The sequence below is a fragment of the Ensifer sp. Root142 genome (assembly GCF_001426785.1).
Taxonomy (GTDB): Bacteria; Pseudomonadota; Alphaproteobacteria; order Rhizobiales; family Rhizobiaceae; genus Ensifer; species Ensifer canadensis.
The window spans coordinates 43,344-58,263 of the sequence record NZ_LMFK01000018.1; the positions used below are offsets into that span (position 1 = coordinate 43,344).

Consider the following 14,920-nt stretch of genomic DNA (forward strand, 5'->3'; position numbering starts at 1 on the left):
GTGCGCTTTGGACATTCGATATCCGTAGCGTACCGGCTCGCCAACAAAGGTGGTGGCCGACGATCGCATTGCAGTTAAGAGCCAGTCGCGCAGCAAGGTTTCCGCAGGGCGACAGGGCCGAGGTGGCGTTTTCGGCGCTCGGTGAAAGCCACAAAGCTGCCGTTCAATGGTCAGCAAATTGCCCTGTCGCTGCCCCACCTGGCCCTTTCGAGGGTTTCATTGTCCAGACCACGCCCCGCATTCATCCGGTTTGGGGGCGAATGAGCAAGGCGCTGTATTGCTGCCTGGCACGTTATAGAGGAATGGACATGATCAATCGTTACGCACTCATTGCATCGCTGACCGCCACACTCGTCAGTTTCACGGCCTTCAGTCCGGCGTCCGCCTTGGAAATGGCCCAGGCACAAGAGACGCAGCCGACCCAGGGTCAGGCCGGCAAGGGCACGGATGCCACCATCAGCGATCAGAAGATCCAGGCATTTGCAGTCGCTTACCTTCAGGTTGACAAGGTCCGGCAGGCGTATTCCGCGAAGATAGAAGCAACAACGGACGCAGCGGCAAAGGAGAAGCTGCAGACTGAAGCCAGCAAGCAGATGGTGGAGGCTGTGGAATCCTCGTCCGCTATTTCGGTGGAGGAATACTCTTCTATCCTGACAGCCGCCCAAAACGACCCGGCTCTGGCCAAGAAGGTTCAGGAAAAAATTCAAACCACGCCCCCAGCCCAACAGTAAGCTGAGCGCGCCGGGCGCAAGGTCGTGTGAGATTAGCGCTGCTGCTAATCGTCGAAATCCGGTCTTGCGGCCTATGGGCAAAAGATGTCAGTGCCCGCCGGTCGGCGGGGACTGCCGTCCGTCGATTCGGCAAGCGGCGATTGGCAACGAACACGTCGCCATGGCCCCAAGGCCACGGCAGCTCGATGCGATTGACCGTACGGAGAGCCCGGTCTCAATCCTGTTGTCTCAATCCAGTTCCTGCACGCCATCACCCGAGACGGTAACAATCTGACCACTGATCCGGCTGGTGAACACAAGAACGAGGCGGCGTTTGCCATGTCCTGGGGTTCGCCCGGTCGGCGGATGGGCGTGTGCGCCGGCATCCTTTCCTCGATGTCATCATTCAGCATGGATCCAAGTGCATCCGTCCGCGTGGCGCCCGGTGCGATGCCGTTGACGCGGATGTTTTTGGAGCCGAGGTCGAAGGCGATATTGCGGATCAGGTGATTTGCGGCTGCCTTCGACGATCCGTAGGACGCCATGCGCTTGTTCTTGTCGTTACCCGCCATCGATGCGATAGCGAGTATGGCGCCACCACCGGCCTTTTCCATCTCCGGCGTTGCGATCTGCGCGAGCCGGAATAGCGAAACCACATTGAATGCATCAGGAAGTGGCCGCCCGCTGCGAAGGTGTCTTGTGCTGTCACCAGCTTTTTCCGCAATGCTAAGCTGGACCGTCTACAGCCTCACGTCCTTGTATAGGACCTGCCCAACCGGATTGTGTCTTACGAAGACTCAAGTCTCCCGCTCTGTGGTTGCAGGTCAGCCTTGCCCGTGAAACTGGGAGATGTTCGCAGAAGTTCCAGCAGACGAAGCGTGGCGGGGCTGAGATAACCGCCACGACGCGTGACCGTGTAAATTGGGTTTGCGACGATCAGGTCTGCAACCCCGACCGTGGCGAGTGAACCTGCGCGCCTTTCCTCATCGATCGCACTTTCCGGCAGTAACGCAATGCCGAGCCCGGCCTCGACCAGGCGTTTCATCGCATTGAGGCTGTCTATGGCCGACCAGCGGATTTCGCCGACGCCGCGCGCCTGAAACTGGGCAAAGATGTTGTCGGCGAACGTTTCGCGCTGATCGTAAGAATTGCGGAAAGCGAACCAGGTCTCATGGCGCAGCTCAGTCAGAGATTTGATTTCCTTGCCCGCCAGGGGATGGTCGGCGTGACAGATGACGGCCATGGGTTCCGAGGCGACATGCTCGCAGATGAGATCCGGTGCGATGTCGAGGAGATAGCGCAGACCAATGGCCGCTTCACCCCGCCGAACCAGCTCGCTGACTTCGGCGCTGGTTGCGGTGCTGATCGCAAGTTCGATCCCGGGATGCTCGGCCGTGAAGTGTTTGAGAACCACGGTCAGGTTCGTGCCGGCGAGTGTGCCAACAGCGACGATCGCGACACGCCCCACAACGTTCGTTTGCATGGCTTTGATTGCACTCGAGGCATCGCCGAGCGCAGCAAGTACGCGCTCTGCATGTGGGAGCAGGGTGCGGCCCGCTTCACTCAACACAATGCCACCGGCGGCACGCTCGAAAACCGGCACGCCCAGTTCCTCTTCGAGCAGGGCAATGCGCCGGCTGATGGCGGGCTGGGAGCGGCCGAGAATGTCAGCGGCGCGCGAGAACCCGTTGGCCTGGTGGATGGTCACGAATGTGAGCAGTGCTTCGCTGTCCATGGCCATGCATAAAGCTGATCGGCATCAGAAATACTATAACTTGGACAAATGCAAAGGCAAGGGACATTAAGGGACAAGGCGGCTCAATGGCCCGAACGCAGGAGTATTGCCATGAACACAATCATACTTTCCCCCGACGAACCCGCGCATGTTCGTGCTGCGCCATCTCATCGCGACCCTTCCGCCTATTATAGCCGTCTGGCACAAGAGCAGCCTTTCTTTCATGACGAGGCAAATGGCTGGTGGGTGGCTGCGAGCGCGGCTGCAGTCAAGGAGGTTCTGACCAGTAAGATCTGTCTCACGCGCCCCTTGAGCGAACCGATCCCCGAGACCTTGCTGGGTGGTGCGGCCGGCCAGATATTCGGGCGCTTGGTGCGTCTGCGCGATGACGACGTCGGCGACACGTTGAGGGGGGCGGTCGCAAGCGTCTTGCGTGGCGTCGATCTCGGGCAGCTCGCTGTCGTTGCGCACCGGCGTGCCATGGAACTCGACAGTGACGCACAAGAGATGTTCAGCGTGGATAGAACGATGACGTTCATGTTTGCGTTGCCGGTGCAGGTTGTCGCGCAACTGCTTGGCATCCCCAAGGCCAGCTTCGGCGATGTGATGGCGTGGCTCGGCGATTATGGCGCCGCCGCTGCGGCCGCGGCAACCGGGATCCCCGCATTGACTGCAGAACTGCTCGCACGGGGCCACCACGGCGCCCAGGCTCTGTTCGAGCTAGTCATGAAGATCAGGCGCGACAGTCAACAGTGCGGTCCGTTGCTTCACGCCCTGGCAAACGAGGCAAGGCGGGTCGGGTGCGATGATGAAACTGATGTCGTCGTCAACGCCATCGGCTACCTGGTTCAGGGCTATGTGGCGATGGCGTCTCTGATCGGATCGACGCTCCTGGCGCTGGCGCGCCAACCGGCGCTGCGCACGCAGGTCGTCGCGGATCCGACATTGCTGCGACCGCTCATTCAGGAGGTTTTGCGGTGTGATCCCGTCACCAACAGCACTTTTCGCTTCATGGCGCGTGACGGGAAGATCGCAGGCCATAGGGTGCGGCAGGGCGAGATGATCATCGTATTGCTGGCGGCGGCCAACCGGGACCCGGCGTTAAATCCGGATCCGGATCGTTTCGATATCACACGGGCGGACAGAAAGTTTCTTGAGTTCGGTGCCGGCGTGCATGCCTGTCCCGCAGAGAAATTCGCACCGCTGATCGTCGAGGTCGCTGTCGCTCATCTGCTCCGTCGCGGCTTGCCGTTCGAGCAACTCGAATCCTCGCTCACATACGCTGCTTCGGGGCACGTTCGCACACCCTTGTTCAAACGCTGAGTACGGAGTGGCGGTACCAATGAGGACCGCTGCTCCTGGGATGCTGTGGATGTCAGCTTAAGCCGTGAGATCGCGGCGCGGCCCGACCGTCGAACTGATGCCGACCGGAGCGAAGCGCAATTCGATATCGGGGAGGCGTGACGTGTTTGCCGGCAGTTCGGGGCGTGTCTCGCCTGGTGCTGCCGGGTCCAGCAGATCATTCCTCACAAGGCACATTTCGATAACCAATGGATCGCCCTGATCGTCCGTGCCGCCAAAATTGTTCGGGTGAAGGAAAACGATCGAGAAATTCGACATTCCCTCCACAAACCTGCGGATTCGATCTTCGTGTATGTCGATATCGTGGAGTTCGATGACGACGCTGGTAAAGCGGTTCGAATATTTCACGATATCGTCCAGTATCCGGTACTCGGATCCCTCAATATCGATCTTGAGGAAAATATTGTCTTCGGAGAACTCTTTGAGCAGCCCCTTGACGCTAACTTCCCCCGGTTGATCATAGCCGATTCTGATGGGCTGGTGCTCGACGCCTGGCCGGCTGAAGAACCATCGATAATCCAGATATCGCGCCAGTCTGCCCCAGCGAAGCCGCAGAACCTGCTCGACATAATACCGCAGCCAGAACTTCCAAGTGACGGAATGGTCGAAGCAGACGATGCCAACGCCTGCGAGCTGCCGAAACTCCTTCTCGAACTGCCAATCGTCGTTCAGTCCCATGCTGATCAAGCGCTTTGAGGCAAGCACGGCGCGCTTCGGAACGACATAACCGCCGTCGCGTGCGGATCCCAGCCGGATCAGGCCACCGGATTCAATCGGCTTCCATGGTGCAGGCAGCATGACAGCTCTCCCTTTTCAACCCAGGAGTGCTAACATCACCGGCTTTCGATCGCGTTAATTCCAGGCGTTTGACGGCCATGTATGGCCGCACCCTTGCTGCGGAATGAACCTGCCGGGTGTCGTGATCAGCGCTAATCGTCGGGCGCAAAGATGCCGTGACCGATCCCGACGGTCACGTTTTCAAAGGTAACGGTCAATGTGCCACGCAAGCCGGTTTCTGATGGGTGAACCGGTAACTTCAGCAGCTATCTTCTGGGCTGCATCGCGCATCCGGACGGATGACACCACCCCATCCAGGTAGATGACACCGTGTTCGTGCGTTACCGAAATGTCGACGTCCGTCAACACGTCAGAGTAGGCGATGGCAGTCCTGACCGCCACGACCCCAGCAATGTCAATGGGTTGCAAAGAGAATTGTGAAGCGAACGTTAGGCCGAACATGGGCGCCCGTTCCAAACTTTGATCAAACATCTGTTCATCTCCCGTTCATGTTCGCGACTAACCGACCACATGTCGACCCCTCAAGTGAACACAATCCGGTCACGATATTTTTATCGAGGTCGCACGTTCAGTCAGGCGAGGCACAAGCAGTGCATTGCGCGGGACTTGCGCCTGGTCGGCGGCAATGGGCATTTTTTCGGGTGCTTTTCGTTAACACTTTGACAACGATTGCGACCGCGAATGGCGCATCTTGTGTGCGGTCGAAACGCACTGCCTGATCCCTCCATGCCAAAGGAAACAAGATGAAATCCAGAGTTATTGCTGCTTGCGCTATCGTCCTTACCACGTACGCTTCAGCGCAGGCGCAACCCGTAAAGCTCAACTCCTTCGGCGCCTGGGGCGTGTATTCCTACGAAAATAACGGGCGCGACACCTGCTACATTCTCTCGATCCCAACGACGATGAAACCTGATCACGTCGACCACGGCGACAACTTCTTCCTTGTCGCGCCGTCGCCGCGGCCGGCCACCGGATATGTGCCACAAGCCATCATGGGCTATGATCTCGAGGCCGGTTCCACCCTGACTGCCGCGGTGGGCGACAAGGCTTTCACGCTGGCACCGCAGGGCAGGGCCGCATGGACGCGACGCGAGGCCCGTGATGCCGAGCTCGTAGCCGCCATGAAGGCGGGCGCCACAATGACGCTGAATGCGCGCTCACGCCGCGGCACGGAAACGACCTATTCGTTTTCACTGAAAGGCATGACGGCAGCCCTCAAAGGTGCTGCCCGCTGCACACGATGAGTCCAGCGCCAGATGGCCTCGCTGATCATCTGGCTTTATGTCACGCCCGGTTTGCCGCTCGAGGGTTGTGGAAGAGTCCGGCAACTGGCGAATGATTCGCGACGCGGACGGCGCTATCGGCTGGATGTCGGCAGCGCTGCTCTCCGGTCAACGGATGGCCACCGTCGGAAACTGGCTGGATTCGAACGCAGCACTGAGAAGCGCGCCTGCAGCGACAGCCACGGAGCGCGCCAGCTTGCAAGGCGGCGTGCTGCTCAGGCTTGATCGTTGTGATGGAACCTGGTGCGAAGTGATGGTCAGGCGACACGGTCTCATTGGATATGTCAGGCGGGTGGATCTATGGTGCGTCTACCGCAATGAGGTTGTCGGCTAGCCGTCAGCGGTTCCTTCTCGATGTCGCATATCACTCCGGAAAACCCTTTCAACCGGCGTCAAACCGAGCACGCGCATGCGCGCTTTTGCAGGGTGTTCGGGCGTCCACGGGACCTCGTTGAGTTTCTCAGGCGCACCCAGATTGCCAAAAAAATAGAATTTTCAATGGACATCCGGAACTCTGTGTCGTAATAAAGGCAATCCTTTGCGCCTCGGCCATCATTCGCCATTGTAGAAACGACAGTTTCTCCGCGCTCATCAACGCAGCATGTATTATTATAATAATGCTCATCTGACGATTGCCGAGGATTAACTTCACCATATTCCGCGCGATGGAATTGGTGCCTAAAGAAATCGTTTCCTTGAGCGGTATTTGCTTGAGGAATGCTGAAGATCACAAACAAGGAGAGTGCGTCAGCTATTGAGCAGGCGGCAATTTTTTATGGCTTTTACGACGGAACATGAGAACGGCACGTCCGAGAGTTCGACCAAGATAAGATTGAAGGACGTCTACAAGATTTTCGGGGAATACCCGGAAGATGCTCTGGAGCTCATTCGCTCCGCCAAGAGCAAGGCAGACATTCACCGAGCAACCGGTTGCTCCATTGGCGTCAACGACGCCAGCTTCGATATCAAGGCAGGCGAGATCTTCGTGATCATGGGCCTGTCCGGTTCCGGCAAATCCACGCTTCTGCGCCTGCTCAACCGGCTCATCGAGCCGACATCCGGTTCCATCGAGATCGACGGCCAAGACATCACGAAGATGTCGCGCAAGGCGCTGATCGAGCTCCGTCGCCGAGACATCAGCATGGTGTTCCAGTCCTTCGCGCTTCTCCCAAACCGCAATGTTCTAAACAACGCCGCCTTCGGGCTGGAAGTGGCAGGCGTCGGCGAAGCCGAGCGCAAGGCGAAGGCCATGGTGGCGCTGAAAGCCGTCGGGCTTGACGGTTATAGCGAAAGCCGCACTGACGAACTCTCCGGCGGCATGAAGCAGCGCGTCGGCCTTGCCCGGGCATTGGCAAGCGAACCGTCGATCCTGCTTATGGACGAAGCGTTTTCGGCGCTTGATCCGCTCATCCGCACGGAAATGCAGGACGAACTGGTTCGGCTGCAGTCCGAACACAGCCGAACGATCGTCTTCGTCAGCCATGATCTCGACGAGGCGATGCGCATCGGTGACCGTATCTGCATCATGCAGAACGGAAACGTCGTCCAGGTCGGCACACCTGACGAAATCGTCGGCAATCCCGCCAACGACTATGTTCGGTCGTTCTTCCGCAATGTCGACGTCTCGCAGGTTTTCAAGGCCGGCGACGTCGCGCGAAAGACCCAGATCACCATCATAGAGCGTCAGGGTGTTTCCGCCGCTGCCGCGCTGGAGCAGATGAAGAGCCGCGACAGGGAGTTCGCGATCATCGTCGGCCGCGACATGAAATACCATGGCATGGTCAGCCAGGCGTCATTGATGGAGAAGATCCGCTCCAAGGCGGAAGATCCATATCGCAAGGCTTTCCTTGCCGACGCAGCGCCGATCCTTGCCAGCGAACAGCTCTCGAGTGTCCTTGGGCAAGTGGCTGCAAGCGCATGGCCGGTTCCTGTTGTCGACGACCAAGACCGTTACATCGGCGCCATCAGCAAGTCGGCGCTGCTTGAGACGCTCGACCGCGCCAACTGAACCTCACCAGCCAATCGGATAAAATTATGAGCTTCGACATCGGAGACGGCATCGATTCGGCCGTCAATTACATCCTCGACAATTTTTCGCCCGCGCTCGACTTCATCGCTGCGTCGATCGGGTTCGTGACGAACGGATTGCAGAACGGTCTGCTCAGCATTCCCGCGCCGGTTGGTATAGCGATCTTCGCTCTTCTCGCCCTGTGGCGCGTCTCATTCGGCTTTGCGGTCTTTGCCGGATTGTCGCTTTCGCTGGTCGGGCAAATGGGACTGTGGGCAGCGATGATGGAGACGTTGTCTCTTGTCATTGCTTCGACTGTCATCGCGATGATCATCGGCTTGCCGCTCGGCGTCGCCATGGCGCGACGGGATTCCGTCGCCGCGGTCATCCGCCCGGGGCTCGATCTGATGCAGACGATGCCGGCCTTCGTCTACCTCATCCCGGCGGCGATGTTCTTTGGGCTCGGCGCGGTTCCTGGCACCATTGCGACCGTCATCTTTTCCATGCCCCCGGTCGTGCGTCTGACCAATCTCGGCATCCGGCAGGTGCATGTGGAGTTCGTCGAGGCAGGCAATGCCTTTGGCTGCACGCCGACCCAGCTTCTCCTCAAGGTCCAGCTACCCAACGCAATGCCGTCGATCATGGCGGGCATCAACCAGACGATCATGCTGTCGCTGTCGATGGTGGTCATCGCCTCGATGATCGGCGCGGGCGGCCTCGGTAACACGGTGCTGACGGGCATCCAGCGGCTCGATGTCGGCACCGGCTTCGAAGGCGGCCTGGCCGTGGTCATCCTCGCCGTCATTCTCGATCGCCTTACCCAGAGCCTTGGAAAGAAAGGCGCTTCCTGGCGCCTGCCGTTTGTGAAGTTCGCACAGCGCGAGCCCGAGGCCAAGACGGCCTGAGCGCAGCGTCTTCATCGGCGGGCGTTCCGCCCGCTGTCATTCGAAATGCATAGGAAGGATTGGATATGTTCAAGACAATCGCAACCATCGGCCTTGCGGCCATGTTTATTGGCGGGCCGGCAGGCGCAAGCTTCGCGCAGGAGACAAAGCCTGTGAAAATCGGCTGGGCAGCATGGTCGGATGCGGAATTCGTCACCAAGCTCGCGGCGAAAATCATCAAGGATGAACTCGGCCACGAGGTCGAGCTTGTCCAGACAGACGTCGCTCCGCTCTATCAAGGGGTCAGCCGTGGCGATCTCGATGCGATGATGATGGCATGGCTGCCGCAAACCCATGCCGATTACTACGGCAAGGTGAAGGACAAGGTCGAGACCCTCGGCACTGTCTATGAGGGCGCCAAACTCGGCTGGGTCGTCCCGGCCTACATTCCCGAAAGCGAACTCAACTCGATCGAGGATCTGCAGAAGCCCGAGATCAAGGAAAAGCTTACTTCGACGGTTCAGGGTATCGATCCGGGCGCCGGGCTGACGCGTCTCTCGGAAAAGGCGCTCAAGGATTATGGCCTCGACGGCTACAAGCTTCAGATCTCCAGCGAAGCCGGGATGCTGACGGCGTTGGATCGCGCAATCAGAACTGAAAAGTGGTTCGTCGCTACGTCCTGGAGCCCGCATTGGATGTTCGGCAAATACGAGCTTCGCTACATCGCCGATCCGAAGGGCTCGCTCGGTGAGGCCGAGCATGTCGACGTGCTGGCGCGCCAGGGGTTCAAGCAGGACAATCCTGATGTCGCCGCCTTCCTCTCCCGCATGAAACTGCCGATCGGCGATCTGGAGGCTGCGATGTTCCAGGCGCAGGAGACTTCCTATGAAGCTGCAGTCGAGAAATACATCGCTGATCACCCCGATCAGGTGAAGGCCTGGACCGGAAGGTAAGCCGGTCCACCCACGGGAGAAAGAGCGCGGCGTCAGCCAAATGCCGCCGGGCGACCGCTCACATCAGAATGGAAAGGGATACCGATGAACTTCAACAATTATGAAAACACGTTCTGCACCCAGGATGACACAATCGGCGGACGTATGTCGCTTGCGCGCGATGCGCTTGACGTTTCGGCACAAAAGGCCGCCAGGATCGTCGGCGTCGAGACGAGCACGTGGTTCAACTGGGAAAACGATCGAGATGCCCCACGTGCCAATCGCCTGGCGATGATCGCCGGCGTCTTGAGCGTAAGCCTCTCGTGGCTGTTGACGGGACGGGGGCAGGGGCCGCGCTGAAAACAAAATTTAGCGCGCTCACTGGCGCTGCACGGAGGAAATGCGGATCGTCGACATTTACCGCCGCTGCCAAGTTGCTGAAATCAGCAACAGATTATAGCTTCGCGACACAGTGAGCCGACATGGAGAGTAACGATGGAGCGGATTGGAATTGCGGGAGACGTGGAGCTTTCGCGGATTGTCTACGGCATGTGGCGGCTGGCAGACGATCAGGACACGTCGATCGCTCACATCCGCTCAAAGATTGAAGCGTGTCTCGATCAGGGCGTGACCACGATGGATCACGCCGACATCTACGGCGGCTATATGGTCGAAGAACTCTTCGGCAAAGCGTTGCGTGGCAGCGGACTTCGTCAGCGCATCGAGATCGTCACCAAATGCGGCATCGTCTACCCTGCCGGCAGGCACAGCGCCGCGAAGGTCAAGCATTACGACACAAGCGCCCGCCATATCACTGCCTCGGTCGACGAATCGCTCCGACTGATGGCCACGGACTACATCGATCTTCTTCTCATTCACCGGCCTGACCCGTTCATGGATCACGTCGAAACGGGTGCTGCGCTCGACGCGCTGGTCAAGGATGGAAAGGTACGATCGGTCGGCGTCTCGAATTTTCGCCCATGGGATCAAAGCCTTTTACAGTCGGCGATGAGTACAAGGCTCGCGACCAACCAGATTGAACTCAGTCTGTTGGCAACGGCGCCCTTCACCAACGGGGATCTTGCTCATCTTCAGCAAATGTCGACCCCGCCGATGGCCTGGTCCCCGCTTGCAGGGGGTCGGTTGATGACGGAGAGCGGTGTGCTCGCCGAGAAGCTCGACCGTCTCGGCGCCGAGGCTGGCGTCGACCGGGCCGCCGTCGCGATTGCTTGGCTGCTTGCCCACCCAGCCCGAATTCTGCCTGTGCTTGGCACAAACAGCATCGATCGGATCCGCCGTTTTTCAGAGGCGCTTGCGGTTCGCATCGACAGGCAAACCTGGTTCGACCTCTACTCTGCGGCGACCGGAAATGACGTCCCATAGTCGCTCTGCACGCGACCGCAGTGTTGAAGGATCGCAGTGATCACGGATCGATATCGAGCGCGGGATATCTGCGGAAAATGCCGCTTTCGTTGAACGCCAATCGACGCGGCGACGCCAGATAGGAAGCAATAGCGGGACCGTCCTTCACCCGGTCGTGAAGCCGTGCGAGACCCGGATATCGGATGTCGTGGTGCTTCATTGCCTTGGGGAAGGCATAGACCAGCCCTTCGATCATCTGGAACATCGACAGGTCGACATAGCTAAGGCTGTCGCCGACAAGATGGCCGCCTTGTACCGGGTTTTGCTTCAACACGCGCTCGAAATAACCAAGGAATTTCGGCAGGCGGTTCATGACGAACTCCGACGCTCGCGCCTTTGCTTCTTCTTTCTGGTCTTCATAGTACTTGGAGGTCGCTATCGGGTGGTGCGTGTCGTGCACTTCGGCGACGAAATCAGTGATCGTCAATTGAAGTCCGTTGGCGAACCAGCGCGCGTCTTCGTCTCGCGGCGCAAGATCAAGCCGAGCGCCGAGATAGAGCAGGATGTTGGCAACATGGGAGACGAGCTGCCCGCCGTCTTTGAGAAAAGGAGGCGCGAAGGGAATATGCGCCTCCGACGAACTATCGATGAACTGCATCATCTCATCCGTCCCGCGGTCAGGCTCCCGCGTGACATCGACATAGTCGGCCCCGGCGTGCTCAAGTGCCAGCCGCACGAATTCTCCACGGCCCTGAATGCCATCCCAGTAGTAGAGTTCAAATGCCATGACATCCTCGCGGCGATTTGGGCCGACAACGTGCAGATCCGCTGTCAGGCCGACGTTGCGGCTGCCGCATCGGCCAACCCAAAACAATGGGCTCGCTGATGCGGCTGTGCGGGAACATTGAGCAGAAGTCTTCGCTTGTCCACCATCTTGTCGTCTGGGCAAACCTATTGTCTGGCAGTCTCGATGATCTCGCGGGCCATCGTTTCGGCCACGGCGTCGGTGGTCCGGCCCTCGTTCTCGGCGCGTTCGAAGATGCGGGTCAAGATCAAAGGGATCCGGTCGACGCGAACCATCACATCGTCGACGCCGTAGCGACCGCTGCCGATTTCGGCCGCGACGTTGATGACACCGCCGGCGTTGATGACATAGTCGGGCGCATAGAGGATGCCTCTTTCCCTGAGGCGCTCACCGTCCGCAGCGGTCGCGAGCTGGTTGTTTGCCGCTCCCGCAACGATCTTGGCTCGGAGCAACGGGATCGTCACGGCGGACAGAACGCCGCCCAACGCACAGGGCGCGAATATATCGACATCCGCTGCAATGATCGCCTGGCCCTCGACGACTGTCGCGCCAAGCTCTTGAGCGGCGCGTTCGGTGCGGGCTTGGTCGAGATCGGAAACCGTCAGCATGGCGCCTTCGGCGTGGAGCCTCTGGCAGAGCGCCCAACCGACAGACCCCAATCCCTGTACGGCAACGCGAATGCCTTTCAGGTTATCGCTACCGGTGCGATGGCGCAGTGCGGCCTTGAGGCCGAGGAACGTGCCCAATGCGGTAAAGGGCGATGGGTTGCCACTGCCGCCCTTGGTGGTGCCGCTGACGTTCGGCGTGCGCTCGGCAAGGAAGTCCACGTCCGCAAGCGTCATACCGACATCTTCGGCCGTGATGTATTGGCCAACCAGCGCATTCAGCATCTCGGCATAGGCCGCGAGCATCGCCGGCGTTTTCTCTGTCTTCGGGTCGGCGATGATCACCGCCTTGCCGCCGCCCAGCGCCAGGCCGGCGATGGCGGACTTGAAGCTCATGCCGCGCGAAAGGCGCAGTGCATCGGTGACGCCGGCCTCGAAGCTGACATGCGGCCAGATGCGGGTTCCGCCCAAAGCCGGACCAAGGACCGTCGTGTGAACAGCCACGATTGCCTCAAGGCCGCGCTCGGTGTCGCGGCCCAGCCAAACCTGCTCGTGGGCGTCGAAGCCAGGCATACCTGATGCCTCGCTGGTGATGTCGGTAATATCAAGCGTGGTTGCGGAAGCGATTTCCTGCCGCGGATTCAGCCCATTTCGCATTGCCATTCCTCCCTGTGACCTGCCACAGTGAAGGTTAAACATTCTCAGCGATCTTTGGTTTCGAAGTCAGCACGCCACACGATGGCGCGTTGCGTGCGAGGAAATTTCCGCGCAACAAACGCAAAGCGCATTCGTTTGCAGGAGGGGATGGTTTCAACGAGTGCGCGCCTGTCAGCCGTACCGCCTCAATGCCAGTTGAACCGCCGCGCCATGGATCAACGCCGATGTGGCGGGACCACCTGACCCCGGAGCCGGACGGCCGTATTTTGGCTCGTGGTTCCCCGCCAGGCGAGCGCGCTCTCCCGGCGGGACCAGATAACGGCGTGGCGAGATTTCAGGCGCTCTTGCGCGTCACGAAGCGCGTTTCCAGATAGGCATCTATCGCTTCGGATCCGCCTTCGGTGCCATAACCGGAATCCTTGATCCCCCCGAACGGGACCTCGGGCAGGGCAAGCCCGAGATGGTTGATCGAGATCATGCCGCTTTCGATTTCGGCAGCAATGCGATCCGACTGTTTCTGCGAGCCGGTGAAGGCATAGGCAGCCAGCCCGAAGGGTAGGCGGTTGGCCTCTTCGATCGCATCGTCCAGTTCCGAATACCGGTTGATGATCGCAACCGGGCCGAAGGGTTCGTCGTTCATGATGGCGGCCGAGCGCGGCACGTCTGCAAGCACCGTCGGCTCGAAGAAGTAACCGCGATTTCCGATGCGGTGGCCGCCGGTCGTCAAGCGCCCGCCCTGTTCGACGGCATCAACGATCAGCTTCTCGATTGCGGGAATACGGCGCTCGTTGGCAAGCGGCCCCATGTCCGTCGTGCTATCAAGGCCATTGCCGACCTTGATCGCCTGCGAGGCGGCGGTGAAGCCGTCGATGAACCGATCGGCCACCCGTTCCTGCACGAGGAAACGCGTCGGCGACACGCACACCTGACCGGCATTGCGATATTTGCTGCCAGCCATTACCGCGACCGCCTCGTCGACGTCGGCATCCTCGGTGACGATCACCGGGGCATGGCCGCCAAGCTCCATCGTCGCCCGCTTCATGTGCAGGCCGGCAAGCGAAGCCAGCGACTTGCCAACCGGAGTCGAGCCTGTGAAGGACATCTTGCGGATCACCGGATGTGAAATCAAATACTGCGAGATCTGTGCGGGCACGCCGTAGACGAGGTTGACGACACCATCCGGCACCCCTGCATCTACAAAACACCGGATCAGCTCGGCCGGCGAAGCCGGTGTTTCCTCTGGCGCCTTCACGATGATCGAGCATCCGGTCGTAAGAGCCGCCGAAAGTTTGCGCACCACCTGGTTGATCGGGAAATTCCAGGGCGTAAATGCGGCCACCGGACCAACCGGGACCTTCACCGTCATCTGGGTCACATTGGGCGCACGTGGCGGAATGATCTGGCCATAGGCGCGCCGGCCCTCTTCGGCGAACCAGTCGATGATGTCGGCAGCACTCAGGATCTCGCCCTTCGACTGGCCAAGCGGCTTGCCCTGTTCGCGGGTCATCAGCCAGGCGATGTCGTCGGCGCGCTGCTTCAACAGCGCTGCGGCGGCGCGCATGATTTTTCCCCGATCGAAGGAGGACGTCCGGCGCCAGATCTCAAAGCCTTTCTGGGCCGCTTCAAGTGCCTCGTCGAGATCGGCAACCTCGGCCCAGGCGACAGTTCCGATCGCCTCTTCGGTTGCAGGGTCGACAACCGGAGTGCTCTTGCCTGATCGCGCCGGCCGCCATTTGCCGTCGATGTGAAGAAGGGTATCCGGGTAGCTGGGCATGAAAG

General features: G+C 59.6%; 15 protein-coding genes and 1 pseudogene. 9 read left to right on the forward strand and 7 right to left on the reverse strand.

What is annotated here, in order from left to right:
• Nucleotides 1-308: 308 nt before the first annotated feature.
• Nucleotides 309-731, forward strand: coding sequence for a DUF4168 domain-containing protein (locus ASD52_RS19390; RefSeq protein ID WP_057208079.1), 423 nt, complete (start codon nt 309-311; stop codon nt 729-731).
• Nucleotides 732-959: 228 nt separating this feature from the next.
• Here ASD52_RS19390 and ASD52_RS37545 read toward each other — a convergent pair.
• Nucleotides 960-1,375 (reverse strand): annotated as a pseudogene (locus ASD52_RS37545) (SDR family oxidoreductase); the annotation flags it as partial.
• 122 nt (nt 1,376-1,497) lie between these two features.
• Complete coding sequence (locus tag ASD52_RS19400; RefSeq protein WP_057208010.1) at nt 1,498-2,451, reverse strand: LysR family transcriptional regulator; 954 nt, start codon at nt 2,449-2,451, stop codon at nt 1,498-1,500.
• A 105-nt stretch (nt 2,452-2,556) separates the two neighbouring features.
• Here ASD52_RS19400 and ASD52_RS19405 point away from each other — a divergent pair, with 105 nt between their 5' ends.
• Nucleotides 2,557-3,768 (forward strand): cytochrome P450, encoded by a 1,212-nt coding sequence (locus ASD52_RS19405; RefSeq protein WP_057208008.1) that lies wholly within the window; start codon nt 2,557-2,559, stop codon nt 3,766-3,768.
• A gap of 57 nt (nt 3,769-3,825) precedes the next feature.
• Here the strand turns inward: ASD52_RS19405 and ASD52_RS19410 are convergent, their stop codons facing one another.
• Both ASD52_RS19410 and ASD52_RS19415 read right to left on the reverse strand, forming a co-directional pair.
• Complete coding sequence (locus ASD52_RS19410) at nt 3,826-4,605, reverse strand: FkbM family methyltransferase (protein WP_057208006.1); 780 nt, start codon at nt 4,603-4,605, stop codon at nt 3,826-3,828.
• Between the two features lie 180 nt (nt 4,606-4,785).
• Complete coding sequence (locus tag ASD52_RS19415; protein ID WP_057208004.1) at nt 4,786-5,076, reverse strand: BON domain-containing protein; 291 nt, start codon at nt 5,074-5,076, stop codon at nt 4,786-4,788.
• Between the two features lie 272 nt (nt 5,077-5,348).
• On the opposite strand from ASD52_RS19415, the gene ASD52_RS19420 reads away from it, so the two are divergent.
• The 7 genes from ASD52_RS19420 (at nt 5,349) to ASD52_RS19455 (ending at nt 11,095) form a co-directional block, all read left to right on the forward strand.
• Nucleotides 5,349-5,849 carry an invasion associated locus B family protein gene (locus ASD52_RS19420; protein ID WP_057225246.1) on the forward strand — a complete coding sequence of 167 codons (501 nt, stop codon included), beginning with the start codon at nt 5,349-5,351 and terminating at the stop codon, nt 5,847-5,849.
• A gap of 37 nt (nt 5,850-5,886) precedes the next feature.
• A complete protein-coding gene (locus ASD52_RS19425; protein WP_082523633.1) occupies nt 5,887-6,222 on the forward strand; it encodes an SH3 domain-containing protein in 336 nt (111 codons plus the stop codon).
• Between the two features lie 441 nt (nt 6,223-6,663).
• A complete protein-coding gene (gene proV / locus ASD52_RS19435) occupies nt 6,664-7,896 on the forward strand; it encodes a glycine betaine/L-proline ABC transporter ATP-binding protein ProV (protein ID WP_057225250.1) in 1,233 nt (410 codons plus the stop codon).
• Nucleotides 7,897-7,922: 26 nt separating this feature from the next.
• A complete protein-coding gene (locus ASD52_RS19440) occupies nt 7,923-8,801 on the forward strand; it encodes a proline/glycine betaine ABC transporter permease (RefSeq protein WP_057207997.1) in 879 nt (292 codons plus the stop codon).
• 65 nt (nt 8,802-8,866) lie between these two features.
• Nucleotides 8,867-9,733 (forward strand): glycine betaine ABC transporter substrate-binding protein, encoded by an 867-nt coding sequence (locus ASD52_RS19445; protein WP_057207995.1) that lies wholly within the window; start codon nt 8,867-8,869, stop codon nt 9,731-9,733.
• Nucleotides 9,734-9,817: 84 nt separating this feature from the next.
• The gene (locus ASD52_RS19450; RefSeq protein WP_057207993.1) at nt 9,818-10,072 is read left to right on the forward strand and encodes a helix-turn-helix domain-containing protein; all 255 of its coding nucleotides are present in this window, start codon (nt 9,818-9,820) and stop codon (nt 10,070-10,072) included.
• A 135-nt stretch (nt 10,073-10,207) separates the two neighbouring features.
• A complete protein-coding gene (locus tag ASD52_RS19455) occupies nt 10,208-11,095 on the forward strand; it encodes an aldo/keto reductase (RefSeq protein ID WP_057207991.1) in 888 nt (295 codons plus the stop codon).
• Nucleotides 11,096-11,135: 40 nt separating this feature from the next.
• Here the strand turns inward: ASD52_RS19455 and ASD52_RS19460 are convergent, their stop codons facing one another.
• From ASD52_RS19460 to ASD52_RS19470, 3 genes are all read right to left on the reverse strand, one after another.
• Nucleotides 11,136-11,861, reverse strand: a complete 726-nt coding sequence (locus ASD52_RS19460) for a glutathione S-transferase (RefSeq protein WP_057225293.1) — start codon at nt 11,859-11,861, stop codon at nt 11,136-11,138.
• A 164-nt stretch (nt 11,862-12,025) separates the two neighbouring features.
• Nucleotides 12,026-13,141, reverse strand: coding sequence for a Glu/Leu/Phe/Val dehydrogenase dimerization domain-containing protein (locus ASD52_RS19465; RefSeq protein ID WP_082571849.1), 1,116 nt, complete (start codon nt 13,139-13,141; stop codon nt 12,026-12,028).
• A 334-nt stretch (nt 13,142-13,475) separates the two neighbouring features.
• The gene (locus tag ASD52_RS19470; protein ID WP_057225251.1) at nt 13,476-14,915 is read right to left on the reverse strand and encodes an NAD-dependent succinate-semialdehyde dehydrogenase; all 1,440 of its coding nucleotides are present in this window, start codon (nt 14,913-14,915) and stop codon (nt 13,476-13,478) included.
• Nucleotides 14,916-14,920: the final 5 nt, after the last annotated feature.

Bases quoted from the DNA above. Each gene is read 5' to 3' on its own strand.
- proV (WP_057225250.1), top strand. From the start codon at position 6,664: ATGGCTTTTACGACGGAACATGAGAACGGCACGTCCGAGAGTTCGACC.
- ASD52_RS19450 (WP_057207993.1), top strand. From the start codon at position 9,818: ATGAACTTCAACAATTATGAAAACACGTTCTGCACCCAGGATGACACA.
- ASD52_RS19420 (WP_057225246.1), top strand. From the start codon at position 5,349: ATGAAATCCAGAGTTATTGCTGCTTGCGCTATCGTCCTTACCACGTAC.
- ASD52_RS19415 (WP_057208004.1), bottom strand. From the start codon at position 5,076: ATGTTTGATCAAAGTTTGGAACGGGCGCCCATGTTCGGCCTAACGTTC.
- ASD52_RS19425 (WP_082523633.1), top strand. From the start codon at position 5,887: ATGTCACGCCCGGTTTGCCGCTCGAGGGTTGTGGAAGAGTCCGGCAAC.
- ASD52_RS19440 (WP_057207997.1), top strand. From the start codon at position 7,923: ATGAGCTTCGACATCGGAGACGGCATCGATTCGGCCGTCAATTACATC.
- ASD52_RS19405 (WP_057208008.1), top strand. From the start codon at position 2,557: ATGAACACAATCATACTTTCCCCCGACGAACCCGCGCATGTTCGTGCT.
- ASD52_RS19410 (WP_057208006.1), bottom strand. From the start codon at position 4,605: ATGCTGCCTGCACCATGGAAGCCGATTGAATCCGGTGGCCTGATCCGG.
- ASD52_RS19390 (WP_057208079.1), top strand. From the start codon at position 309: ATGATCAATCGTTACGCACTCATTGCATCGCTGACCGCCACACTCGTC.
- ASD52_RS19460 (WP_057225293.1), bottom strand. From the start codon at position 11,861: ATGGCATTTGAACTCTACTACTGGGATGGCATTCAGGGCCGTGGAGAA.
- ASD52_RS19470 (WP_057225251.1), bottom strand. From the start codon at position 14,915: ATGCCCAGCTACCCGGATACCCTTCTTCACATCGACGGCAAATGGCGG.
- ASD52_RS19455 (WP_057207991.1), top strand. From the start codon at position 10,208: ATGGAGCGGATTGGAATTGCGGGAGACGTGGAGCTTTCGCGGATTGTC.
- ASD52_RS19445 (WP_057207995.1), top strand. From the start codon at position 8,867: ATGTTCAAGACAATCGCAACCATCGGCCTTGCGGCCATGTTTATTGGC.
- ASD52_RS19400 (WP_057208010.1), bottom strand. From the start codon at position 2,451: ATGGCCATGGACAGCGAAGCACTGCTCACATTCGTGACCATCCACCAG.
- ASD52_RS19465 (WP_082571849.1), bottom strand. From the start codon at position 13,141: ATGCGAAATGGGCTGAATCCGCGGCAGGAAATCGCTTCCGCAACCACG.